Source organism: Streptomyces sp. NPDC091682, assembly GCF_044756625.1.
Classification (GTDB): Bacteria; Actinomycetota; Actinomycetes; order Streptomycetales; family Streptomycetaceae; genus Streptomyces.
In genome coordinates, this window is the sequence record NZ_JBIVTH010000028.1 from 66690 (window position 1) to 86768 (window position 20079).

Genomic DNA, 20079 nt, shown 5'->3' on the forward strand with positions numbered 1-20079 from the left:
GCCCAAACCGGCATCTAGCCCGCCCACGTGCCTAGCAGCACATGGCTCACCCCGGACAGCGAGAGCCTTGGTGCCGAATTCCCCGCGGGCGCAAGCCCTGCGTGCCGGCCGAGCAGCGCCGCCTCCTCGGCGCTGATGCCGCGCTGGAAGGTCCCCTTGCCCTCGCTGGACCAGAAGCCGTCATGGTGTCGGGCCCAGCCCCCGGCGGCCGCCGCCCTCGTGATCTCCTCGGGTGAGCGAGTCACCACCAGCACGTGCCCTCCAGGCCGTACGAACGATGCGGCGTCCTGGAGGGCACGAACGCGTTCCCAGGGGTTGGGCAGCACGTTCAGGACGAATGCCTGGGTCACCAGGTCGTACCCGCCGCGCTCGGGCCGCGGCCACCCGAAGTCCGCATGAGGGTCGTAGCCGTCCGCTTCCAGCCCGGCGGACCGGTAGTGCGCCACGTCCGCTCCCCGTCCGCACCCGTGGTCCAGCAGCGTCGATACGCCGAGCGGGCCGGCCAACGTGGCTGTCACGGCCCGGGCAGCAGGGGACGGGCCCGGGCGGCTCATGGCTGTCTTGTGCGGCTGGTACGCCCGGTGCACGCCGGGAGCCGGATCGGCACCGGTCAGCTCACCGATCGAGAACAGGACGTCCTCCGGTGGGTCCGCCGCTTCGGGCGTGACCGGAAGATCGAGGAGCAGGGCGGAGTGATCCGTGAACGCCTGCTCTCCCACCCGCACCGTGCCGTCCGCGGTCACCAGGGTCTCGGGCGCCAGGTGGTCGCTGAGCAAGGCCAGATCGCACCGAAAGCGGCTGAGCTGGCCGGAGAACATGCGCTCGAAGGTGAACGTGGGCTCGCCCTCGCACCTGGTGGTGTCCACCAGACCAGCAGAGTCGAGCAGCTGCTCCAGGGCCTTGCGCTCGGCGTCGGCCGTGAAACCGCTGACTTTGTCGCCGTAGACGCCGTCCTCCGGCCGGGGAGCTAGGTTGAAGTCCCCGCAGATCAGCAACGGCCGCCCCTTCTCGCCCGCGGCCATCGACGCGAGCTCGACGAGCTGGGACGAGCGCGCGGAGCTCGTGTATGCGTCGAGATGGACCTGCACAACGGTGAGCCAGCCCAGCTCCAGGCGCTGGGCCCAATCCGTCGGCGCCGACACGACCGGCACGCGGACGTCCTCGCGCACCCAGGCGGCCAGGTGGCCGTCGCCGCCGGCGAAGACGTAGCCCGGCAGAACCGGCGGCCGCCGGTCGGCCGGTTTGTACGGCTCCTGGGCGACGAGGAGCACGACGTCGCGGGACCGCAGCCAGGCCGCGAGACGGGCTCGGGCGCCGTCCGCGCCCATGCGCTTGTTCAGGTTGATCGAGGCGAGCATCATGAAGCGCTCCTTCGGGTCACAGGGGCAGCGGACGGCCGGAGGCGGCCTCTTCGCGGAAGGCCTCCCACAAGATGTTCAGCGGGTGGGAGGGACCGTAGGAGTCCCTCTCGCCCTTGCGTGCGAACACCCCGCTCACCAGCTCCAGCACGGGGTCGAAGTCGTCGGCGAAGTCGACCAGGCGGAAGTCCTCGCCGCCGGGCAGCCTGCCTTGAACGGCGGCTTCGCCTATCGACCGGGCGCAGAGCATGCAGCCGTAGGTCATGCCGGACCGCAGCAGGGCCAGGCCGTAGTAGATGTCGTCGATCTCGGCGACGATCTGCAGGTGAGCGCGGAAGTCCGGGCCGTACCAGTGCTCGACGAAGTCCGCGATCACCCCGCGGGAGGGGATGACCAGCGGGAGGTTGCGCAGCCGTTCGACGCCGACCTTTCGGGCCGGCAGTTCGCGCATGGGCAGGTTGGTCAGTAGGGCGAGGCCCTCGCGGTGCCACTCCAGGAAGTCGTACTCCGGGGCGACGAGCCCGCCGTCGGCCGGCGCCGCCATCCCTCCGCAGAGCAGGTCCACCTGGTTGGAGTCCAGCCGCTGGCGGAAGTCGCGGGTGCGCACGTGGACCACCTTGAGCTCCACCTCGCGCTCCATGAACTCCGGCTCGATCCGCTCCCACACCCGCCCGAGGAACCCCAGGGTGAACTCCGTCGTGCCCACGGTCAGCTGGCTACCGAGCCGCCGGCGGGACGCCGCGATGCCCTGGAGCCAGTCGGAGAACGTCGCGCGGATGCGGTCAACGACCTCGAGCCCGGTCGGGGTGAACAGCAGCTCGCGGCCGCGGCCCTGCTTGATCACGAGCAACTCGCCTGTGAGCGCTTGGAAGTTGCGGTTGAGGATGTCCAGCTGCTTCTGGACGCTGGACTGCTCCCGCCCCAGGATCCGGGCCGCGGCCAGCGCGGTGCCCTCCTCGTGGACGACAACCAGCGTGCGCATCTGGTCCCAGGTCAGATCCAGCAAGTGCGGTGAGCAGCCCAGCAGATCGCCTCTGGACCCCTCGGGTCCGGGCACGGTCAGCGGTCCGGACGGTAACGAGCTCATGCTTCCCTCCCCTGTGCGACGGCGGCGGCGCCGGGCACCCATAGCTTGCACTGTCCGAGCGGACATCAGTAGTGGACTTCACCGCATTTCACGCCGAGAAAACCTCTAAATGTTCGGTCGGACATGGAGACATGACGAGCTAACCAATGGAACATTTTCTCAGGCGCCTTCGATCCGATGGCAGCCTTCCACTCCACTGCCTCACGCCCAGGGGTTACCCATGCTCTCAGCCGAGTCGATCAAGCACCTCACCGAGACGGGAGGGGTGACCTGGCCCGGGGAACTCCGAGGCGACGGACTGCTGCTGACGCTGGGCAACGTGATCCAGCCCCTGCACGAACCCCGCTACGGCATCGTCGACCTGGCCGACCAGGCCAGCATCGACGCCCTCTACGGCGTGCAGATCGACAACTGGACCACCTACAACCTCCGCCCCCAGCAAATGGTCATCGTCCCCGTCGCGCAGCCACTCACCCTCGGCCCCGACGTGTTCGGGGTGATCGGAGGCCTCAGCCACCTGGCCCGCGTCGGCCTCGCCGTCCACATCACCAGCCCGTACGTCCTGCCCGGCTGGTCCGGCCACCTGGCCCTGGAGCTCGTCAACCACGGCCCGGCCACCCTCCGCCTGCGCGTCGAGATGCCGGTCGCCCGCCTTCTCCTCCTCCCCCGTGGCGGCGGCCCCGTCCCCTCCGCGCACCCCTTCTACGGCGACCCCACCCACCTGAAAAGCCGTTACGCCGACGAGTTCTTCGCCGGCCCGTCCGAGAGGTGAGACCCATGGACGACTGCCAGTTCTGCACCGAGTTCAACGAGCGCGCGCCCAAGACCCGCATCATCACCGAGTCCAACGGCTGGGTGCTGCTGCCCACCATCGGCTGCCTCACCCCGGGCTACACCCTCTTCATGCCGCTGGAGCACCTCGACGCGGCCGCCGACTTCCCCGCCAGCGACCTCCACAAGGTCGAGGCCAGCCTGGAGACGATGCGCGCCCTGGTCCAGAGCCACTTCGGGCCGGCCATCGTCGCCGAGCACGGCCCGCGGGACTGCGAGCGCGGCGCGTCGTGCTGCAGCCACGTCCACCTCCACATCATCCCCGTCAAGGACGCCGACGCCATCCTCACCGCGTACGAGGAGGTCGGCGGCCCGGGCCAGCGGCTGGACTCCCTCACCGACCTCCCAGCCGCCGCGGAGAGCTCCTACCTCTACCTCTCGCCCCGCTCTGGCGAACACCACTACTGGCCGGCCGACAACCGCTTCCAGCGCCAGTTCGTCCGCCGCGTGGTCGCCGACCAGCTCGGCATCCCCGAGCAGTACGACTGGCGCGACCACCCCTTCAACGACCACCGGCAGCTCACGTTCGACACCCTGACCGCAGCCCTCGCCACCGGCGCCTGACGACGCAGAGGGGGGAACACCCTGTGACCACCACCCTGCCCCGCCCGCTCCACAGCCTCGGCCACCAGGAACTCGACCGCGCCGCGCGCGACCTCCGGTGGCCGAAGTGGGCCACCATGGCCGTCCTGCACAGTGTCGGCCTGCCCACCCTCAACGCAACCCTCTTACGCCCCGGCCAGACCCCCACCGAGATCCGTACCGCTGCCCGCGTCCTCGCGGCCGCCCTCGACACCGACCGCCTGATGATCCGCTCCGACGGCGGCGTCGAACGCAAGCAGTACTACCGCGGCGGCAACACCTTCCCCGTCCCGGACATCGCCCAGCGCGCCTCACCGCTCCTGGACTCCGGGCGCGCGGTCATCCTCGCCGGCCCCACCAACCGCTTCACCAACAAGCTCACCGTGATGGTCCGCATGGACCGCCCGGGCCCGGGCCGGCCGGGCACCTTCACCCTCGAAGGACTCGGCCCCGGCTACGACGTCGCCGACCTCACCCGCGGCGAGCTCCCCCCGCAGGTCACCGCACAGCTCAACGACGTCGACTGGGACACCTACAGCACCCCCCGCTGGAACGAGTGGACCATCACCGGCGACCGGTGCCCCGGCGGCGAAGACGCCCGCCGACGGCGCCGCCTGGAGCGCCTCGCCTCCCAGACCCTCAGCGACGGCGGCCAGCTCTCCGGAACGCCCAGCGCCGAGAACGCCGAAGCCTGGCTCCGCGGCCGCGGCTTCCTCCACCTCTTCGGCCCCCAGAGCCCCCAGCCGGCCATGATGCGCCGTGCGGGCAGGCTGTTCGAGGACTCATTCGTCCTGACTCGCGCCCAGCCCAACCGCAACTGGCGCTGCCTGGGCACCGCCTTCAGCGTCTTCGCCGACGCACGCACCGTCTACTGGGACCTCGTCGACGGCGAGCGCAAATACGCCGCGGCCGCGGCCCCCACCCGCCGAGCGAAGGGAGCGGCCGCATGACCGACCGGCCGATCTACCTCGACCACCAGGCCACCACCCCGCTCGACCCTCGCGTGCTCGACGCGATGATGCCCTTCCTCACCGTCCAGTTCGGCAACCCCGGAAGCGCCCACGCCTACGGCCAGGCCGCATCCCGGGCGGTCAGCGCCGCCCGCCGACACGTCGCCCACCTCATCGGTGCGAAGAACCCCGTCGAGATCGTGTTCACCTCCGGCGCCACCGAGGCCAACCACCTCGCGATCGTCGGCGGTTCCCTGGCCGTCCGGCCCCACGGCGGGCACGTCGTCACCACCACCATCGAGCACAAGGCAGTCCTCGCCGCCTGCCAGTACCTCGTCGACCACCACGGCTACACCTGTACCCGCGTCGACGTGGACAGCCACGGCAGCGTCCGGCCCGACGACGTCATCGCCGCACTCAAGCCGGACACCGTCCTGGTGTCGGTCATGCACGCCAACAACGAGATCGGCACCATCCAGCGGATCGAAGCCATCGCCGAGGTCGTCCACAACCGCCGGATCCTGATGCACACCGACGCCGCGCAGAGCGCCGGCTACGGCCTCATCGACGCCTCCGGGCTCGACGCCGACTTCGTCTCGCTGTCCGCCCACAAGCTCTACGGGCCGAAGGGCATCGGAGCACTGTTCGTCCGCGGCCGCACCCGCCTCACCGCCCTCCAGACCGGCGGAGGGCAGGAGCGGGGCCTACGCGCCGGCACCCTCAACGTTCCCGCCATCGTCGGCTTCGGCGCCGCCGCAGCGCTGATCACGACCGACACCGTCACCCCCAATGGAGAGATCCGGGCGCTGCGTGACCGCCTCGCACAGCGGCTCTGCGACGCGATCCCGGGCGCCACGGTCAACGGCCACCCTCGGCGCCGGCTGCCGGGCAACCTGAGCATCACCCTCCCGGCCGTGGAGGCCGCCGACCTCCTGGACCACATGCCGACCCTCGCCGCCTCTACGGGGTCCGCCTGCAACACCGGCTCCGCCGAACCGTCCCACGTCCTCACCGCGATCGGCCTGTCCCGGGCCGCAGCCCGCCGGACCCTCCGCCTCGGCCTCGGCCGCACAACCACCGACTCCGACATCGACCTGGCACTCAAGATGATCGTCGGCGCCGCCACGCACCCGCTGATGGCCTACACGTCGGTCGGTGGAATGGACCAGTTTCTGTAGCCCCGCCTCCAGGCCGACGCCCCACCACTCCCCCTGGACCGTTTGGGGGCAGCGCTGCCCCCTTCGGCCGGGGATGTCAGAGATCGCAGCCCTCGCCCGAGCGCGCCGGCCTCCGATCGGCAAGCTAGTCTGCGGGCCCCCCGACGAGGCAGGGAATGAGCCGTAAGCCAGCCCGAAGTGGATCAGTTGCCCGCGTCCTGCGTGCTGTCGGCGTAGCTGTTGAACACGTCAAGCTCGTCCTGCTCGAAACGGCGGATGCCACCTCGGGTGGAGTCGTAGCCAGCCACGACGGAGGTTGCGGTGGCGTAGACGCGCTCGTCATCTTTCACCTCGAAGTGGAAGGTGAGGGAGACCCGCTTGACGTCGGTCACCCAGGCTTCGATGCGGACCGGGGTCTCCCAGGTCTCGAGCGGGTGCTTGTAGCGGATGGTCTGCTCGCGCAGGAGGAAGTTGCGGGCCAAGCGCTCGGCGGGGTCCTTGGGGACCAGCATGCTGAACATGCGCATGCGGGTCTCTTCCAAGAGGACGCCGTAACGGGAGCTGTTGAGATGTCCGTTCGCGTCGAGGTCCGACCAGCGAACGGGGCAGTGGTAGATGTGTCGAGACACAGCGGCTCCTGAGGATTGTGGGATCTGCCGCCCCATCGAGGCGCCCGGTTGATCCGAGGACGGGCTGGCGCACCCTCCGTTGCCGAAGGCCCAGGGGCTGCGGGATCGGTCGTCCGGACGTTCCCTGTCGTCCGGACGACCACGCCCCGACCTCCCAGCCCCCAGACGGAGACAGCACCAGTCGTGACAGTAAGTGGCTAGCTCTGGTCAACGAGCTAGCCACACCAGTTAGCGGGGCAGGTCCTCGCCCTCTTGGAGGTCGTTGAAGATCTCGCGAAGGAGGGCGGCCCGGAGGTCAACTTGGGGCAGCTGCCCTTGGAGTCGGCTGATCGCCGCCTGGTCGGAGTCCGGCAGCGAGGCGCGCAGGAGTAGCTTCAGCTCCGCTCGGGCCTGGGGGTCGACGATCGGCTGGTGGATGCGGTCGACGACGGCTCCGGCTCCCAGCTGCGTGATACCCCACTCCCCAGGGACTTCCTGGATGGCCCACACCACGGAGTGGTTCTCCGGCGACAGGGTGAGTCGGCACTCCGGACCGGCCAGCGCGCTAAGTGCTGGGAGCGGGACGCCGTCCGGGCCGGCGAGCGCTGCGGCTTCGTCGGCACTGTCGACGACCAGGCGGGCGGTGAGCGCACGGGCCGCGCGGCGGCGGGCGGCATCGGCTTCGGCCTGGGCAGTGGGCTGCGGAGTGGGCGCGCTGGGCTCAGCATGGGCCCAGGCGTTGCGCTTGCCACCCAGGGCGTCGGTCTCGTCATCGGAGGACTCGGCCTCGACCCAGGTGATCACCACGAACCGGCAGTGCGGCATCGACGCCGGGTACAGGACGTGGGAAACGACTTCGACGGTCTCCCAGCCCAGAGCAGGGATGATCATCCGGAAGACATGGCCATCCCTGTCGGCCTCCAGGTCGGCCTCAGTGCGCCATATCCGTTCGACGTCTGGGTTCTGGCGAACCTCGGTGATCAAGTCGACGAGCTCGACGTTGTCCTTGTGAGTGGCCTGGGCGAACTTCAACAAACGGATGTAGGCCGCGGCATGCATTTCCCAGTCGTGGTACTGAGTGCGAGCCTCGGGGTTCGTCAGAGCCCAGCGCATGAGGTTGGCGCGCGGCTCCATGACCCAGGGCCACCACTCGGCCATCGCCGCGTTGTACGCGAGGATGTTCCAGTTGCGGTCGGTCAGGTAGGTAGGCGAGGGCATCTGCCGGTCGATCAGAAGGCGAAGCGCCCGGCGCAGCTCCGGGCTGGCGTCGATCTGCGGGTCACCATCGAGCGTGGTACCGATGTTGTAGAGCAGCAGGGCGTGGCGCTCACTCTTGTCGAGCCCGAGCAGATCCGCCAGCGCCTCGCACTGGGGCTTGGTGAACCGGGGCGGAACGGCCCCCTTCTCCACGTTGCGGTAGGTGCGTACCCCCATACCGAGGGCCTTGGCCACCGGGGCCTGGGTAATCCCCGCTGCCTGGCGCCATCTCTTCAGCCAGCCACCGAACCCCATGAACTGGCCGGCGATTTCGCCGCCGTGTGCGCCCTTGTTCTCGGCGTGGTCAGCGCCGAAGGGGACTATCCCCTGAGCAACCATGAGGCTCTTCCTTGTCTCCGTGTTCTACACGGGAGGCACCTGCCTGAGGGCATGAAAAACGAGGGGCAGCGTGAATGCTGGCCCCCCGGCCTGGTGTCTCCCACAAAGACAATACGCCTAAGTAGTACCGACCAGTAATTTGTGGCCTCGACCACAGGACGGTTAATTAAACGTGCAACCATGCCCGTCGGCAGCCAGCCGTCCCCCATGGCGAATCTGGACATTCCGTCACCCGCAGCTCCCATGATCGGGAAAGCGGCAAATCCTTGCCGGTTTTTGTTGCAGGGAGGCGAATGATCATTCATGCCACCGCCGATCAGCGTCAGGAAGTCGGCCCCAACCAACCAACCCCCTTGTAAATGAGGGGCGTTAATCGAACCCTCCACACGACCTCCACGCATCCCACACATCCATCTACGCGCGTGGATTCCCCGTGGGATGCCGTTGACGAGGGCTTTGCCTGCGGGCTTAAATCCACCTGACCAGCCGGTACAGAGCGACAGTCTGCCGGTTCATGAACGTGGGGGCCCTTTTGAAGATCCTTTTTGGCGCGTCCGCCATGCGGCTGGGCGGCACGACCGCGCAGCAACTCACGTATGCACGCCCTGACGCATCGGCGAAATGCTTGGCGTATACAACTTTTCACGGTCTGTAGAGCCAGGTCTGGATCTTGTGCGGGCGTCTGCGTATGTTCGTCGTCCCCCACCGGGAGGCAACCCGGTGACCGGCGATAGGAACGCATGCAGGACGCACCAAACGGCTAGTCCGTAAAAGCAATCGGCGCCCAGGAGAGGCAACTCCCGGGCGCCGGACGCGAAGAGTCCTATCTCCAGCCGAGGCAACGGCCGGAGAGACCCGTCATCACCGCGCCGGCCCTTCCAACGTGGGCACACCGGCTGCGGCATCACTCAGGGAGAGTTTTGCATGGGCACGCCCCTGCGCGAAAGGCCGGACTTCCGGACCGTCGCCGCGGAACGCGCCGCGAACACCGCCCACCCGCCCATTTCGGGCCGCTGGTACGGGGGTGAGCGCTGATGGCACGCATTCGCACCATCAAGCCCGAGGCGTTCGAATCCGAGGACCTCGCCGCCGTCGATGTCACCGCGATGGTCACATTCTTCGGGCTGCTGACCCAGGCAGACGACTCCGGCCGATTCCGCGACCACCCGGCCGTCATCGCCGGGCGGCTGTGGGCGCTGCGCCCAGAACACACCCCCGCCCACGTCGCCGGCGACCTGGAACAGCTGGCCGAGGCCGGCCTGGTGTGCCGGTACACCGGCTGCGACGGCAAGTCCTGGCTTCACATCGTGACCTGGGACCGGCACCAGAAAATCAACCGCGCATCGGAGTCGCGGCTGCCCCGCTGCCCGACCCACGAGGCAGCGAAGGCGTGCGGCGAGTGCGACCGCCCCCAGTGCCACACCCAGATCCGAGCGCCTGCCAGCCCCCGACAGTCCCCCGAAGCCCACGAGGCGCCCGCTGGCACCGTCGGCGGAGGCGACTCCGCGACCGCTCATGGAGTGCTCACGCGAACCTTCCCGTCCGATTCGCCCGCATCCACCCTCACCGTGACGCGCGACACTCTCGCCCAGGAGGCTGAGATCGAGGCCACATCGGTCCCGTGCGCGCCCCCTGCGAGCCCTGCAAGAGAATCCGCAGGTCAGGCCAGTGCGACCCCGACAGAGCAGGTGGCGGGCGCCACATTCACTGAGGGCTCACGGTCTGGATCTAGGATCTTGGATCCTGGATCTTCCCGTAGGGGGCGCGATGCGCCCGCGCTCGGATCCTCCCAGGAAACGGTGCTGGAAGCGGCCGACGCGAGCGAGTGGTCGGCGAAGGTCTTGATGGCCGAGTATCTGCGCGGCTGCCCCGGAGGACGTCCGCCGAAGAAGGTGCTCGGGCACCTGGGCAAGGAGATCCGCTCGCTGCTGGACGAGGGCTACGGCCCCGACGTCCTGAGGCCGGCGCTGGAGCGGCTGCGCGCCAAGGGGCTGAACCCCAGCGTCCTGCCGAGCCTGGTCAACGAGCTCCTCAACGCCGGGCCAGCGCCGTCGTCGAGCTCGAGCCCGTCCTCCGCCTCCGGCGCGGGGCTCTGGGCCAGCGCCTCCCCCGCCTACACGCCGTACCTCAACCCCACTGAGCCGACCGGCACCTTCGGAGTCGCCCTGTGAACCGCACCAGCCTCGCCGACCCTGAGACCACCGCGGACAACGCTTCGATGGCCTGGATGCGGCGCAAGCTCGCCGAGCGCGGCATCGACCCCACCGCCCCCGTCGCGGACACCCCGGAAGCGATCCCCGCTCTTGAGGCCGCTCAGCTGCGAATCCCGCGCGACTACCGCGAGGCCCAGGTCGAGCACCCCGCCGTAGCCGAGTGGGTCCGCAGCATCGCCGGCAGCGCCGTCGGCCACGCGGCGAGCCCGCTGATCCCGCACTGGGGGACGCCCGGGCAGCGGGAGATCACCCACGGCCGCAGCCTGCTGCTGTGGGGCTCGACTGGCGCCGGCAAGACGCACCAGGCGTACGCCGCGATCCGCGCCCTGACCGCCGCCGGGTGCGGGGTGCGCTGGCACGCCACTACCGCCGCCGACCTGTACGGCGAGATGCGGGCCCGAAGCGGTAGCGATCCCGAGTACCTCCTGCGGCGGATCGTGCGGATGCCTCTGCTGCTCCTGGACGACCTCGGCGCCGCCAAGAGCAGCGAGTGGACCGAGGAGATCACCTACCGCCTGCTCAACTGGCGGGCGCAGAACCACCTGCCGACGATCGTCACCTCGAACCTGCCGCCGGTCCGCATGCCGGGTACGGGCTCCGGCACACCGGTGCTGCGGGACAAGGTCGGTGACCGCGTGCTGAGCCGCCTGTCCGGCATGTGCACCCCGGTCCACCTCGACGGCCCCGACCGCCGCTTCCGCGCCGCCTGACCCGCCGCGCCCACCACCTTCCAACGCCCGGCCCGCGAGCCGGTCCGCCGACAGTCGCCGCTGCGTGCCGCACCCGCTCGCCGCCGCCCGGCATGCCCTGGAGACCCTTCCCATGCGCCACATCACCACCAACACCCAGCCCGTCCCGGAACTGCGCGGCATCGCCGACATCTCTTGGCACGCCCGCGGGAGATGCCACGACCTCGCCCCCGACGAGGCCGACCGCCTGTTCTTCTCCGCACCGCGCGCCCACGCCGCCATCGCCGAGGCCAAGACGCTCTGCGGCGCCTGCCCCGTACGCCAGGACTGCTTCACGCACGCCCTGGACAACGACATCCGCTGGGGCATGTGGGGCGGCCTGACCGAGGCGGAGCGCAAGCCGTGGCACGCCAAGGTCGCCAAGCGCCTCGACTACGCCCGGGTCCGCGCCGCGCTCATGGGCCGTGACGTCCACCTCACCGCGTCCGAGCGCGACGCCGTCACCCGCGCCGCCTACATCCGCGGCTGGAGCGCCCCACGCCTGGCTCATGCCCTCCGCGTCGACCTCAACCACGCCCGCGACCTCGTCCGCGAGGCCCGCCACGCGGTGGCCGACCGCGACCGGTACTGGAAGGTCCCGGCCGCGGACAGTGAAGAAGCCGGCACCCCGGCCCAGGGCGAGGAAGTCAGCAGAGAGACCGCCCCCGATGAGACGTTCTGCCAGGTGCCCCGCCAGGCCCAGACGCACGAACTGATCAACGCCCTGAAGAAGGCGGCCTGAACTGCCCGGCGCTACCTCCCGCCCGCCCCACCAGTGGACGCACACCACATCCCCCAGCGAGCCCAGAGAAAGGGAGCCCTTGACCGAGGAGACCGCCGACCGATACGCCCTGATCGCTGCCGGGACAGTGATCATCGTCCTGACCGGCGCCGGATTCTGGCTCTCCTACGCCCACCTCGCCGAAGTCGCCGGGCGACACGGCTTGGACCGCTCGCCCATCCGGCAGTGGGCCTGGCCCGCCACACTGGACATGTTCATCGTCGCCGGGGAACTGCTCATGCTGCGGGCCGGACTTCGCAGGGTGACGGACTGGTGGGCGGTCGGGCTGACGGCTGTCGGGTCACTCGGATCGATCGCCCTGAACGTGGCCGGCGTGAACGGCACCACCGCCGGACCTGTTCCGCTCCTGGACTACCTCGTCGCGGCGGTCCCACCGACCGGCGCGATGCTGGCCTTCGGAGTCCTGATGAGGCAGATCCAGCAGCGCGTCGCCAGGCCCGTCCGGAACAGCCGGACCGATGCCCGGACCGGACCCGGACCGGGCGGGACCGCCGGACCTCAGGACCGCACGGAGACCCGGACCGGACCCAACCCGGACCAGACCGACACCCCCACCGGACCACGCCGCCCCGGACCGAAACCCGGACCGCGTCAAACTCGGACCGGCCCGGATCGCCCCCGGACCGTCCGGGCGAAGGTGCATGCCGGACGGTCGGACCGCCGGACCGGACCGCGTCGCCTGTCCGAGGCCGAGGTCGTCAAGCTGGTCCTCCCGGACGTCCCCGCAGTCCTGGCGGCCGAGGGGAATGTGCAGATCACCAGGACGCAGCTGCGGGGCATCATGCGCGCCCGCGGAATCCCCCTCGGCAACGAACATATCGGTCCCGTCCTGACAGCGCTTCGGGCCGCCACCGCCCCCACCACATCCTCCGAAGGAGCCACCCGCCGATGAAGACGTGCGACCGATTCACCGACCTGAAGGCCGGATACGAACGCGACATCACGTACCTGCGCAACCACGCCACCCGTCACGCGGGCAGCACCGCCTCGAAGTCGAGCACGCGGCACGCCCTGGCGGTGAAGCAGAACATGGCCAAGGCCCTCTCCCGCCATTACACGCGCTGCCCCCTGTGCGGGTGAGCAGCACCCCAGCCCGTACGGCGGCCCGGATCAGCACCCGGGCCGCCGCCCCGTTCCCGCACCTCGCCTCCCGGAAGGAGCCGAAAACGCCGATGACCTCAGCCGAGAACCCGCGCGAAGCGGAGCAGGACCAGCCCATCAGACCGGCCGAGTCCCCCGAACGTGACCACCGTTCGCCCGGCACCAACTCGCTCCCAGGAGGAGCAAGTTATCGGCCAAGACACTCTTCCCCGTCGGGGAAGCGCGTCTTGGCCAAACCCGCCCCAGGAGTGGCGGGAGCGGACCGGAGCCAGGGGGCACCGGTCCACGAGGCAGCGACCGAGGGCGGATCGCAGCCGGAGGAGAAGCCCGCACCGCGACGCAAACCCCGCGCCACGAAGAACGCCTCCCGCAAGCGCTCGCCGAAGACCGCCGCCGACAAGCGCAGCTACGTGTGCAGCGTCCGCCTCAACGACGACGAGAAGCACCACCTCACCACAGCTGCCGCAGCAGCCCGCACGAGCCTGCCCGCGTTCCTCGCCCGCAGCGCCCTCGCCGCCGCCCGCGACCCCGAGCATGCCGCCGGCGCCATCGCCGGCGAACGTGAGCTGATCTCCGAGATGTTCGCCGCCCGCCGACACCTCGGCCACGTCGGCAACAACCTCAACCAGGTGGCCAGGGCCATCAACTCCGGCGACCGACCGGCGGACGCCCACCTCGACGCGGTGCTGACCGCCGTACGCAGGGCCACCGACCGGGTCCAGGCCGCCACCGACCGACTCCTCGAACACCGCTAGGAACACCCACCCGTCATGGTCCCCAAGATCCACAAGCGCGGGACGCGCACCATCGGCCTGCTGTACTACCTGTATGGACCCGGCAAGGCCGAAGAACACGTCGACCCGCACCTGGTGGCGTCCTGGGACCACGCCGCCCCCGACCCCGGCCGGGACCCCGAGGCCACGTACAAGCAGCTGCAGCAGCTCCTCGACCAGCCCCTGGCCCTGCTCGACGAGAACGAGCGCCCGAAGAAGCACGTGTGGCACCTGTCCGTACGCAACGGCCCCACCGACCGGATCCTGTCCGACCAGGAGTGGGGCGACGTTGCCCGCCGTATGGTCGCCGCCGCCGGCATCGACGACCCCGAGCAAGGCGCGGGCTGCCGCTGGGTCGCCGTCCGGCACGCCGATGACCACATCCACATCCTGGCCACCCTGGTCCGTGAGGACGGCTACCGGCCGGACCTCGACTTCGACGCCGTCCGCGTCCAGGCCGAAGCCCGCCGCCTGGAGCAGGAACTGGGGCTGCGCCGCCTCAACCCCGGTGACGGCACCGCCGCCAAGCGGCCCACCAGCGCCGAACGCCACAAGGCCGCCCGCCAGGGCCGTGAGCGCACCACACGTGAGGAACTGCGCGAGACCGTCCGGCGGGCCGTGGCCGGCGCCGAGAACGAGAAGGAGTTCTTCGACCGCCTCGGCGCCGCCGGCGTTCTGGTGCGCACACGCGTCGCACCGTCCGGTGACCTCCTCGGGTACACGGTCGCGCTGCCCGGAGACGTCAACGCCCAAGGGAAGCCGGTCTTCTACCCCGGCTCGAAGTTGGGCCCGGACCTGTCCCTGCCGCGGATCCGGGAGCGCTGGTCCGGCCGCCGGACCAGCCGGGTCGCTGAGCACACAGTGCCGTCCGGGCCCGCATCGGCGCGGCGCCGGGCGAGCACAGCGCTGTGGCAGGGGATGCTGGTCATGGAGGGGGCGGACGACGGGGTGGCCGCTGCGTACATCGCGGCTGCGGGTGAGGTCCTGGACGCGCTCGCGAAGACGTCCGCCGCCCACACCCGGCGCGAACTACGAGAAGCGGCCTTCGTGTTCGAGCGGGCCTCCCGCTCCCACATGCGGGCCGAACGTGGGCACGACCGGGCCCTTCGTCAGGCTGCCCGTGACCTCGTCTACAGCGGCCCTGCGCTCGGGCGGGGGGAGGACGGGGCGACCACCGCGATGGTGATCGACGCCGTGTTCTTCCTGGTGACCGTGGCCGCGCACTGGCACGGGAAGAAGGCACACGCCCAGCAGGCCGCTGCCGCCCAGCTGGCCGCCGAGCACCTGCGGACGGCCTACCGGGCCGCCGCCGCGCAGCCGATGGGCGTGCTGGCCGTACGGGGCCGGTCGCTGGCTCTTCCGGTGCTGCGCCGCCAGGTCCTCCGGGTCCGGGAAGCACTGCCGTCGTCGTTGGCGGAGCAGGTCCTGGCGGAAGCCGGGTGGGCGGCGCTGGCGGCGACCCTGTCCGATGCCGAGGCGGCCGGGTACGACGCCACCGCCCTGCTGGCCGATGCGGCTGCCCGCCGGGAGCTGGCGAGCGCCGAGTCGGCGTCCGACGTGCTGGTGTGGCGGCTGCGCCGCGCTGCGGACCTGCCGGCCGACGCCCAAGCGACGCCCCTGCCCGACGGCAGCTCCGTCCCGTCGGACCCCGCCGGGCGGAAGGCCGGGAACCCGGCTGCGAAGGGCCCGCAGCGCCGCAGGAGGTGACCGGGCTTTCAGGAATTCGTGAGTTGCCGCAGCTGGGGGCGGTGGGGCACGCTTCATGACCCGCCGCCGTGTGCGGGGAGCCAACTCTGGGAGGGGAGCCCAAGTGTTCGGTCGCAGGAAGCCGAAGCAGGAGCGTGGGGAGCTGGGGCCGGCGGGTGTCCCGTGGCTGGCGTACCCGGAGCCGCAGTGGCCCGAGCCTGCCCAGCAGGCGCCCGAACCCGCCCCGTCCGCTCCGGTAGTGGACGACTTCCTGCCGCCGGACTTCCGGATGGACACCGACGAAGAGCTGGCCGGCCGGTTCATGCCGTGGCGCCGCCCCCTGGTTGTCGACGGTGAGGTCCGCGCCTGCCCGCAGTGCGAGGCGTACCGGGACTGGGTCATCCTGTGCACCCAGGGCCGGATCTGGCTGCGCTGCCGCGCCGGCCACGAGACCTCGGAGCCGCGCCTGGACGTGGCCTGGTACAACCGCAACAGCGGCCCGAGCAACGGCAAGTTCGGCACGCTCGAGGAGGGCCTGCGCTCCCTCGACCACTGATCCGGCACCGCGCCCCTGGACCCCCTGTACTCCCGCCCTGCCGCTCCGAGGAGGCGGCCACGGTCAGCCCACTCGCATCCGACCCAGGGAACCCGTATGCGCCTGCGCCCTTCCGCCATCCTCACCATCACCTGCCTCGCCCTCTGGGCCCTGGCCAGCTGTTCCGCCCCGCCCTCCGACAGCGCGCCCGCTGCGGCGCAGGCGGGGACGCCCGTACCCACCGCCGGCGACCACAAAGTGCTGCCCTCGGAGCGGCTGGCGGACCGGCTGCTCACCGCCGACGATCTCGGCCCCGGCTACGCCGCCCACCCCGCCGCAACCGCACCTTCGCCTGAGGCGTCCGTCGAGGGCTGCCCCCAGCTGGAACAGCTGGGCAACACCGCGGACAACCCGTACGCGATGTTCCCGAACCAGGGGAAGCGGGTCTTCACCGGTCCCGGCGGCACCCAGCTGACCGAGGAGCTGTACTCCGCCCCGCCCAAGGACCTCTCCGCGGGTGTCGGACGGATCACGGCCGCGATGGGCGCGTGCCCGTCGTACCAGCTGGTCACCGCCACCACCGTGGCGGAGGTCCGCACCCAGACGGTGCCGGTGCCCCGTTTCGGTGACGAGCAGTGGGGGCAGGTCCTCACCGTCACCGCTGGGGGGCGGCGCACCATCGTCCAGCAGACTGTGATTCGCGACGGGGCCGTGCTCTTGGTCGTCTCCGGCAGCCCGGCGGAGGTCGCGGTTCACTGGCAGAGCGCTCTGACCAAGGCAACGGCCCGCTGATCTCCCTGTCCTTCTCCTTTCTTCTGTACGGAGGTCCCGTGACCGAGTTCGTGTCCGCCGAGGCTCTCGCCCGGCTCGCCGCCGCCGGCGATCCGCAGGTGCGGCTGATGCTGGCTCTCGCTGCCCTCGGAGCAGACCGGACGCAGATCGTTGGCGCCAGGTCCACTGGGCGCCGCGGTGAAATCGCGCTTCCGGAGAGCGAGCGCGCTACGGCGGCGTTTGCCGAGCTGCAGTCCCTGCTCGGCGCCGCCAACGCCAAGGCGGTACGCCGCTCCGGCATCCGTGCCCGTGCTGCCCATCTCACGGAAAGCCTGGCCGCAGACAGGGCTCTCCCTGCTCCGCGCTGGCACAGGCTCGGCGACCAGCCGCCCGGGCGTACCTCGGGGCACGGCCGCTGACCCTGGCCAAAGACGACCATCTTCGACCGACGCCCCGCCCGACTCACGCACAGACGCTGAGGCCGGATGGGGTGTCGGTCGCCGGCAAGCACCGCGACCAGCTCCTGGAGCCGCACATCGATTCATGCCGTACTACTGATTCCGCACCAGTGGACCCTCATCTTCGTCAATTGCGGCCGACTCAACGCCTTTGCGGACTCGTCGAGAAACGAGCTAGGTGTACCGATATGGGACGAGCTTGCTAGATACTTCTTCGATCACGGCCTCGTCGATCCCACTTGAGCGCAGCAGATCCACAACAGGACCCTTTGGCAGACCGTACTCTTGCACCACGAGACGCGCCATCTTTACCTTGTAAAGGTACTCTTCGTCGCCGACGATTTCACTGAGTTGCTGCAGCTTGTCTTCGGGCCATTCATCACGAGTTGCCATACTAGCCTTTCTTGAGCGGAGCGGAGAACAAGAGAGCCTGCGCCTGCTGATCTAGATAGCAGCCAGGCAACCCATCACCTCCTCCATATTCGGGCGATCGGCCGGATCCGGCTTGATTAGATTATCTCTCAGGGATTCGATCGCTTGGGACGCCACGCTCGCCAATTGATCTCGGATTCTCGCAGCGGGAGCGGCACCGAACCGCCACTGCACGAAGGGCTGATCGAAGCACAAAGTGTGAATCAGCACGCCGAATCCGTAGACGTCCACTGCAGTAGTGTAGAAGGTGTCCACGGGCTGAAACTCGGTGAAGTGCGGAGGGAATCGAGGCTCCAGTTCATCATCCCCAAGCTGGCGCGACGACCCGAAGTCCGCAAGGACTACATCGCCCAATTCGGACATTAGGATATTGTCGGGCTTAAGGTCCCCATGAATGATTCCTTCAACATGCAGGGAGTTGAGGGCGTCAGCGACGCTGAGAAGCGTCGCTCTTACAGCCGACCAGTCCTGCAATTTACCGCACCTCAACGCGGACTCGAGGTCGGTATCCAGGCGTTGAAGTACGATGAATGGGCAGCCCACTTGTCCGCCGCCGATCAGGGGAAGCGTGACCTCTCCATCATCGATGGCTCGAACAATACCAATTGTGCGCCTGCCGGCCAGGATATCGATCTCCCGGCGAAGGTCAACAACGTGTTCGACACGGACAGGGTTTGCAACCTTGAGAATTGCACGGATCCCGCCAACCTCTGTTGCTCCAAAAAATGCCCTTCCGGTCATCACGCCATCGCGACCCGGAGGCCGCCAGGGAACGACCTCGTGCCCTCCTACGCGGTCGAAACGCTGGCGAATCGTCTGCGCGATATACATAATCCTCATTTCCTCAATGCAGCAGATCTGCGAGAGCGGCATCTGGAGTGATTGCAGGAAGAACTTGGTTCTCGATAATCCCAATTAGCGTGGGATCCTGAAAGGGAAGTCCGCCACTCCCGAATAGACAGGAGAGACGTCGCGAGAACTCCCCGACTGCTGCCTCAGTGCGATCGCCCCATGATCGACTTGCCCACTCGCCAACCTTTACAGCCAAGGCCATGAATTCGTTGCGCCTCAGGGCCCGGGCGCGATCTTCTTCACAGGGAGGGCGGGAGTCTACGGGAATGCGATCAGTGCCACTCCAATTCTCAAATGCTGCGGAATCGAGGCGCAAACTCTGACCATCCAGAGAGGGAATCGCATCAACCGCGGCCCTAAACGCCGGCGAGTGATTCCGCTCAGCAGTGGCCCGTGACCATTGGGCGTGGCTAGCGATGGCCTTGCTGGCCACCCAATCTTGCAAGCGCGCATGGATGGTTGGGCATGGCAACCCCCCTGACTGAACGCTATCGACCGCCGCCCTCTTGAGTGCGATCTCTAGCCGCTCGCTCTCGGCTGGATCGGGAGCGATCTCAGCGAACACGCTGTGATACCCATCGGGGCGCCATCCACTCTCGGTCGCCTCGATCTCGCCGAGATGGTGAAGGCGTACTCCATAGCGCGCAAGCTCCCGATAGATCCGGAGGTCTAGCGCGATTGACGCCTCTTCGGCCAAGACGAGCCGACGGGCTGTAGCGCGGCAGCCTTCCGACGATGCACGGACGTAGCAATCGCCAAATAGGACGACATGCATCATGTCATGGTTGACGTTGTATTGCTGAACTCGCCGTGGATTCAAGTCTGGGGTGTATCTTCTGGCGACCACAAGTCGCCCAGACTCTGGATGGAAGGCAGGCCAGCCATCCGCAGCGTAACGGATGGTTACTCCTGAATTGTATGCATTGAATCGGAACAGACGATAACTCCGGCTGAGCACCATCAAAAGGGAGTCGTTGACGATCTCCAGGTCATCAGTCAGAGGCGCCGCATGAACACTCCTCGCAACACAGAGCGCATGGGCGAGACTGTGCATGAACCCGGGCTTGCCTAGGGTCTCGGTACAAGCGACCACGTGGGCCTGGAGAGCCTCGAAGAGATCGACCATTCCGCCTTTGAAAGCGTCGTGGGAGCGGAGCCGATCAACGAGAATTTCGAATGAGTGAATATAATACTGCAACATCTCTACCGGTGTTCTGAGCAGCGCGTCCTGACCGTCAACCCAGAGATCCGCCCCTTCGGCGGATGCGAGCCAGGCCGAGTTGGAATCTGCGAGGCGGTAGAGACGGGCAGCCGTGGCCCGGACATCGTCTTGAGACGGGAGCGACTGGACAGTCATGGAGCGGCATTAAACCATCGATTGCGCTCGCTTCGGCGGTGCCACGCGCAGCGCCGGATCCGCAGCGGTAAATCCACACCAGCGGCAAACTCCTGCCCCGTTTCATTGAACTGTTCAGGGATTGTGCTACCTGGACGTTCCTGTGCCCGAGAGCCTGCGCCCGAGGCGAACGAGAGGATGAGCAGAGCAGTGCGATCTTCGT

The 20079-nt window shown here is 68.8% G+C and carries 21 protein-coding genes; 14 read left to right on the plus strand and 7 right to left on the minus strand.

Annotated features, from left to right (window positions below; genetic code table 11):
- Window positions 1-14: 14 nt before the first annotated feature.
- Both ACIQK6_RS38135 and ACIQK6_RS38140 read right to left on the minus strand, forming a co-directional pair.
- The gene (locus ACIQK6_RS38135; protein WP_402697036.1) at window positions 15-1361 is read right to left on the minus strand and encodes a methyltransferase domain-containing protein; all 1347 of its coding nucleotides are present in this window, start codon (window positions 1359-1361) and stop codon (window positions 15-17) included.
- A gap of 16 nt (window positions 1362-1377) precedes the next feature.
- Window positions 1378-2445, minus strand: coding sequence for a LysR family transcriptional regulator (locus tag ACIQK6_RS38140; protein WP_402697038.1), 1068 nt, complete (start codon window positions 2443-2445; stop codon window positions 1378-1380).
- A gap of 220 nt (window positions 2446-2665) precedes the next feature.
- On the opposite strand from ACIQK6_RS38140, the gene ACIQK6_RS38145 reads away from it, so the two are divergent.
- The 4 genes from ACIQK6_RS38145 to ACIQK6_RS38160 are packed head-to-tail and all read left to right on the plus strand — an operon-like array spanning window position 2666 to window position 5986.
- The gene (locus ACIQK6_RS38145; protein ID WP_376499372.1) at window positions 2666-3217 is read left to right on the plus strand and encodes a dCTP deaminase domain-containing protein; all 552 of its coding nucleotides are present in this window, start codon (window positions 2666-2668) and stop codon (window positions 3215-3217) included.
- A 5-nt stretch (window positions 3218-3222) separates the two neighbouring features.
- Window positions 3223-3840 carry a hypothetical protein gene (locus tag ACIQK6_RS38150; RefSeq protein WP_400957366.1) on the plus strand — a complete coding sequence of 206 codons (618 nt, stop codon included), beginning with the start codon at window positions 3223-3225 and terminating at the stop codon, window positions 3838-3840.
- Window positions 3841-3863: 23 nt separating this feature from the next.
- On the plus strand, window positions 3864-4808 hold the full coding sequence (locus ACIQK6_RS38155; protein WP_402697041.1) for a hypothetical protein: 945 nt from the start codon (window positions 3864-3866) through the stop codon (window positions 4806-4808).
- A complete protein-coding gene (locus tag ACIQK6_RS38160; protein ID WP_402697043.1) occupies window positions 4805-5986 on the plus strand; it encodes a cysteine desulfurase family protein in 1182 nt (393 codons plus the stop codon). Before ACIQK6_RS38155 ends, ACIQK6_RS38160 begins: the two co-directional genes overlap by 4 nt.
- Window positions 5987-6168: 182 nt before the next feature.
- Here the strand turns inward: ACIQK6_RS38160 and ACIQK6_RS38165 are convergent, their stop codons facing one another.
- Together ACIQK6_RS38165 and ACIQK6_RS38170 are read right to left on the minus strand one after the other, a co-directional pair.
- Entirely contained in the window at window positions 6169-6594 is a 426-nt protein-coding gene (locus tag ACIQK6_RS38165) for an acyl-CoA thioesterase (RefSeq protein WP_400957357.1), read from the minus strand.
- A gap of 228 nt (window positions 6595-6822) precedes the next feature.
- On the minus strand, window positions 6823-8169 hold the full coding sequence (locus ACIQK6_RS38170; RefSeq protein ID WP_400957354.1) for a helix-turn-helix transcriptional regulator: 1347 nt from the start codon (window positions 8167-8169) through the stop codon (window positions 6823-6825).
- Window positions 8170-9203: 1034 nt separating this feature from the next.
- Here ACIQK6_RS38170 and ACIQK6_RS38175 point away from each other — a divergent pair.
- The 10 genes from ACIQK6_RS38175 to ACIQK6_RS38220 all read left to right on the plus strand — a co-directional run bounded on the left by ACIQK6_RS38175 (window position 9204) and on the right by ACIQK6_RS38220 (window position 17197).
- Window positions 9204-10340 (plus strand): hypothetical protein, encoded by a 1137-nt coding sequence (locus ACIQK6_RS38175; RefSeq protein ID WP_402697045.1) that lies wholly within the window; start codon window positions 9204-9206, stop codon window positions 10338-10340.
- The gene (locus tag ACIQK6_RS38180; RefSeq protein ID WP_402697047.1) at window positions 10337-11092 is read left to right on the plus strand and encodes an ATP-binding protein; all 756 of its coding nucleotides are present in this window, start codon (window positions 10337-10339) and stop codon (window positions 11090-11092) included. The genes ACIQK6_RS38175 and ACIQK6_RS38180 overlap by 4 nt, the downstream gene beginning before the upstream one ends.
- A gap of 64 nt (window positions 11093-11156) precedes the next feature.
- The gene (locus ACIQK6_RS38185) at window positions 11157-11852 is read left to right on the plus strand and encodes a WhiB family transcriptional regulator (RefSeq protein ID WP_402697049.1); all 696 of its coding nucleotides are present in this window, start codon (window positions 11157-11159) and stop codon (window positions 11850-11852) included.
- A gap of 79 nt (window positions 11853-11931) precedes the next feature.
- Window positions 11932-12804: a DUF2637 domain-containing protein gene (locus ACIQK6_RS38190; protein ID WP_402697051.1), complete on the plus strand. Its 873-nt coding sequence runs from the start codon at window positions 11932-11934 to the stop codon at window positions 12802-12804.
- A complete protein-coding gene (locus ACIQK6_RS38195; protein ID WP_402697053.1) occupies window positions 12801-12992 on the plus strand; it encodes a hypothetical protein in 192 nt (63 codons plus the stop codon). Before ACIQK6_RS38190 ends, ACIQK6_RS38195 begins: the two co-directional genes overlap by 4 nt.
- A 248-nt stretch (window positions 12993-13240) precedes the next feature.
- On the plus strand, window positions 13241-13768 hold the full coding sequence (locus ACIQK6_RS38200) for a plasmid mobilization protein (protein ID WP_402697055.1): 528 nt from the start codon (window positions 13241-13243) through the stop codon (window positions 13766-13768).
- 15 nt (window positions 13769-13783) lie between these two features.
- Window positions 13784-15493 carry a relaxase/mobilization nuclease domain-containing protein gene (locus ACIQK6_RS38205; RefSeq protein WP_402697057.1) on the plus strand — a complete coding sequence of 570 codons (1710 nt, stop codon included), beginning with the start codon at window positions 13784-13786 and terminating at the stop codon, window positions 15491-15493.
- Between the two features lie 103 nt (window positions 15494-15596).
- Complete coding sequence (locus ACIQK6_RS38210) at window positions 15597-16028, plus strand: hypothetical protein (RefSeq protein WP_402697058.1); 432 nt, start codon at window positions 15597-15599, stop codon at window positions 16026-16028.
- Between the two features lie 96 nt (window positions 16029-16124).
- Window positions 16125-16799: a hypothetical protein gene (locus ACIQK6_RS38215; RefSeq protein ID WP_402697060.1), complete on the plus strand. Its 675-nt coding sequence runs from the start codon at window positions 16125-16127 to the stop codon at window positions 16797-16799.
- Between the two features lie 38 nt (window positions 16800-16837).
- Window positions 16838-17197, plus strand: a complete 360-nt coding sequence (locus ACIQK6_RS38220) for a hypothetical protein (RefSeq protein WP_402697062.1) — start codon at window positions 16838-16840, stop codon at window positions 17195-17197.
- Window positions 17198-17410: 213 nt separating this feature from the next.
- Here the strand turns inward: ACIQK6_RS38220 and ACIQK6_RS38225 are convergent, their stop codons facing one another.
- Genes ACIQK6_RS38225 through ACIQK6_RS38235 form a run of 3 tightly spaced genes read right to left on the minus strand, consistent with a single transcriptional unit; the run spans window position 17411 to window position 19877 of the window.
- The gene (locus ACIQK6_RS38225) at window positions 17411-17629 is read right to left on the minus strand and encodes a hypothetical protein (protein WP_402697063.1); all 219 of its coding nucleotides are present in this window, start codon (window positions 17627-17629) and stop codon (window positions 17411-17413) included.
- Between the two features lie 51 nt (window positions 17630-17680).
- On the minus strand, window positions 17681-18499 hold the full coding sequence (locus tag ACIQK6_RS38230) for a protein kinase family protein (protein ID WP_402697065.1): 819 nt from the start codon (window positions 18497-18499) through the stop codon (window positions 17681-17683).
- Between the two features lie 13 nt (window positions 18500-18512).
- Window positions 18513-19877 (minus strand): hypothetical protein, encoded by a 1365-nt coding sequence (locus tag ACIQK6_RS38235; RefSeq protein WP_402697067.1) that lies wholly within the window; start codon window positions 19875-19877, stop codon window positions 18513-18515.
- Window positions 19878-20079: the final 202 nt, after the last annotated feature.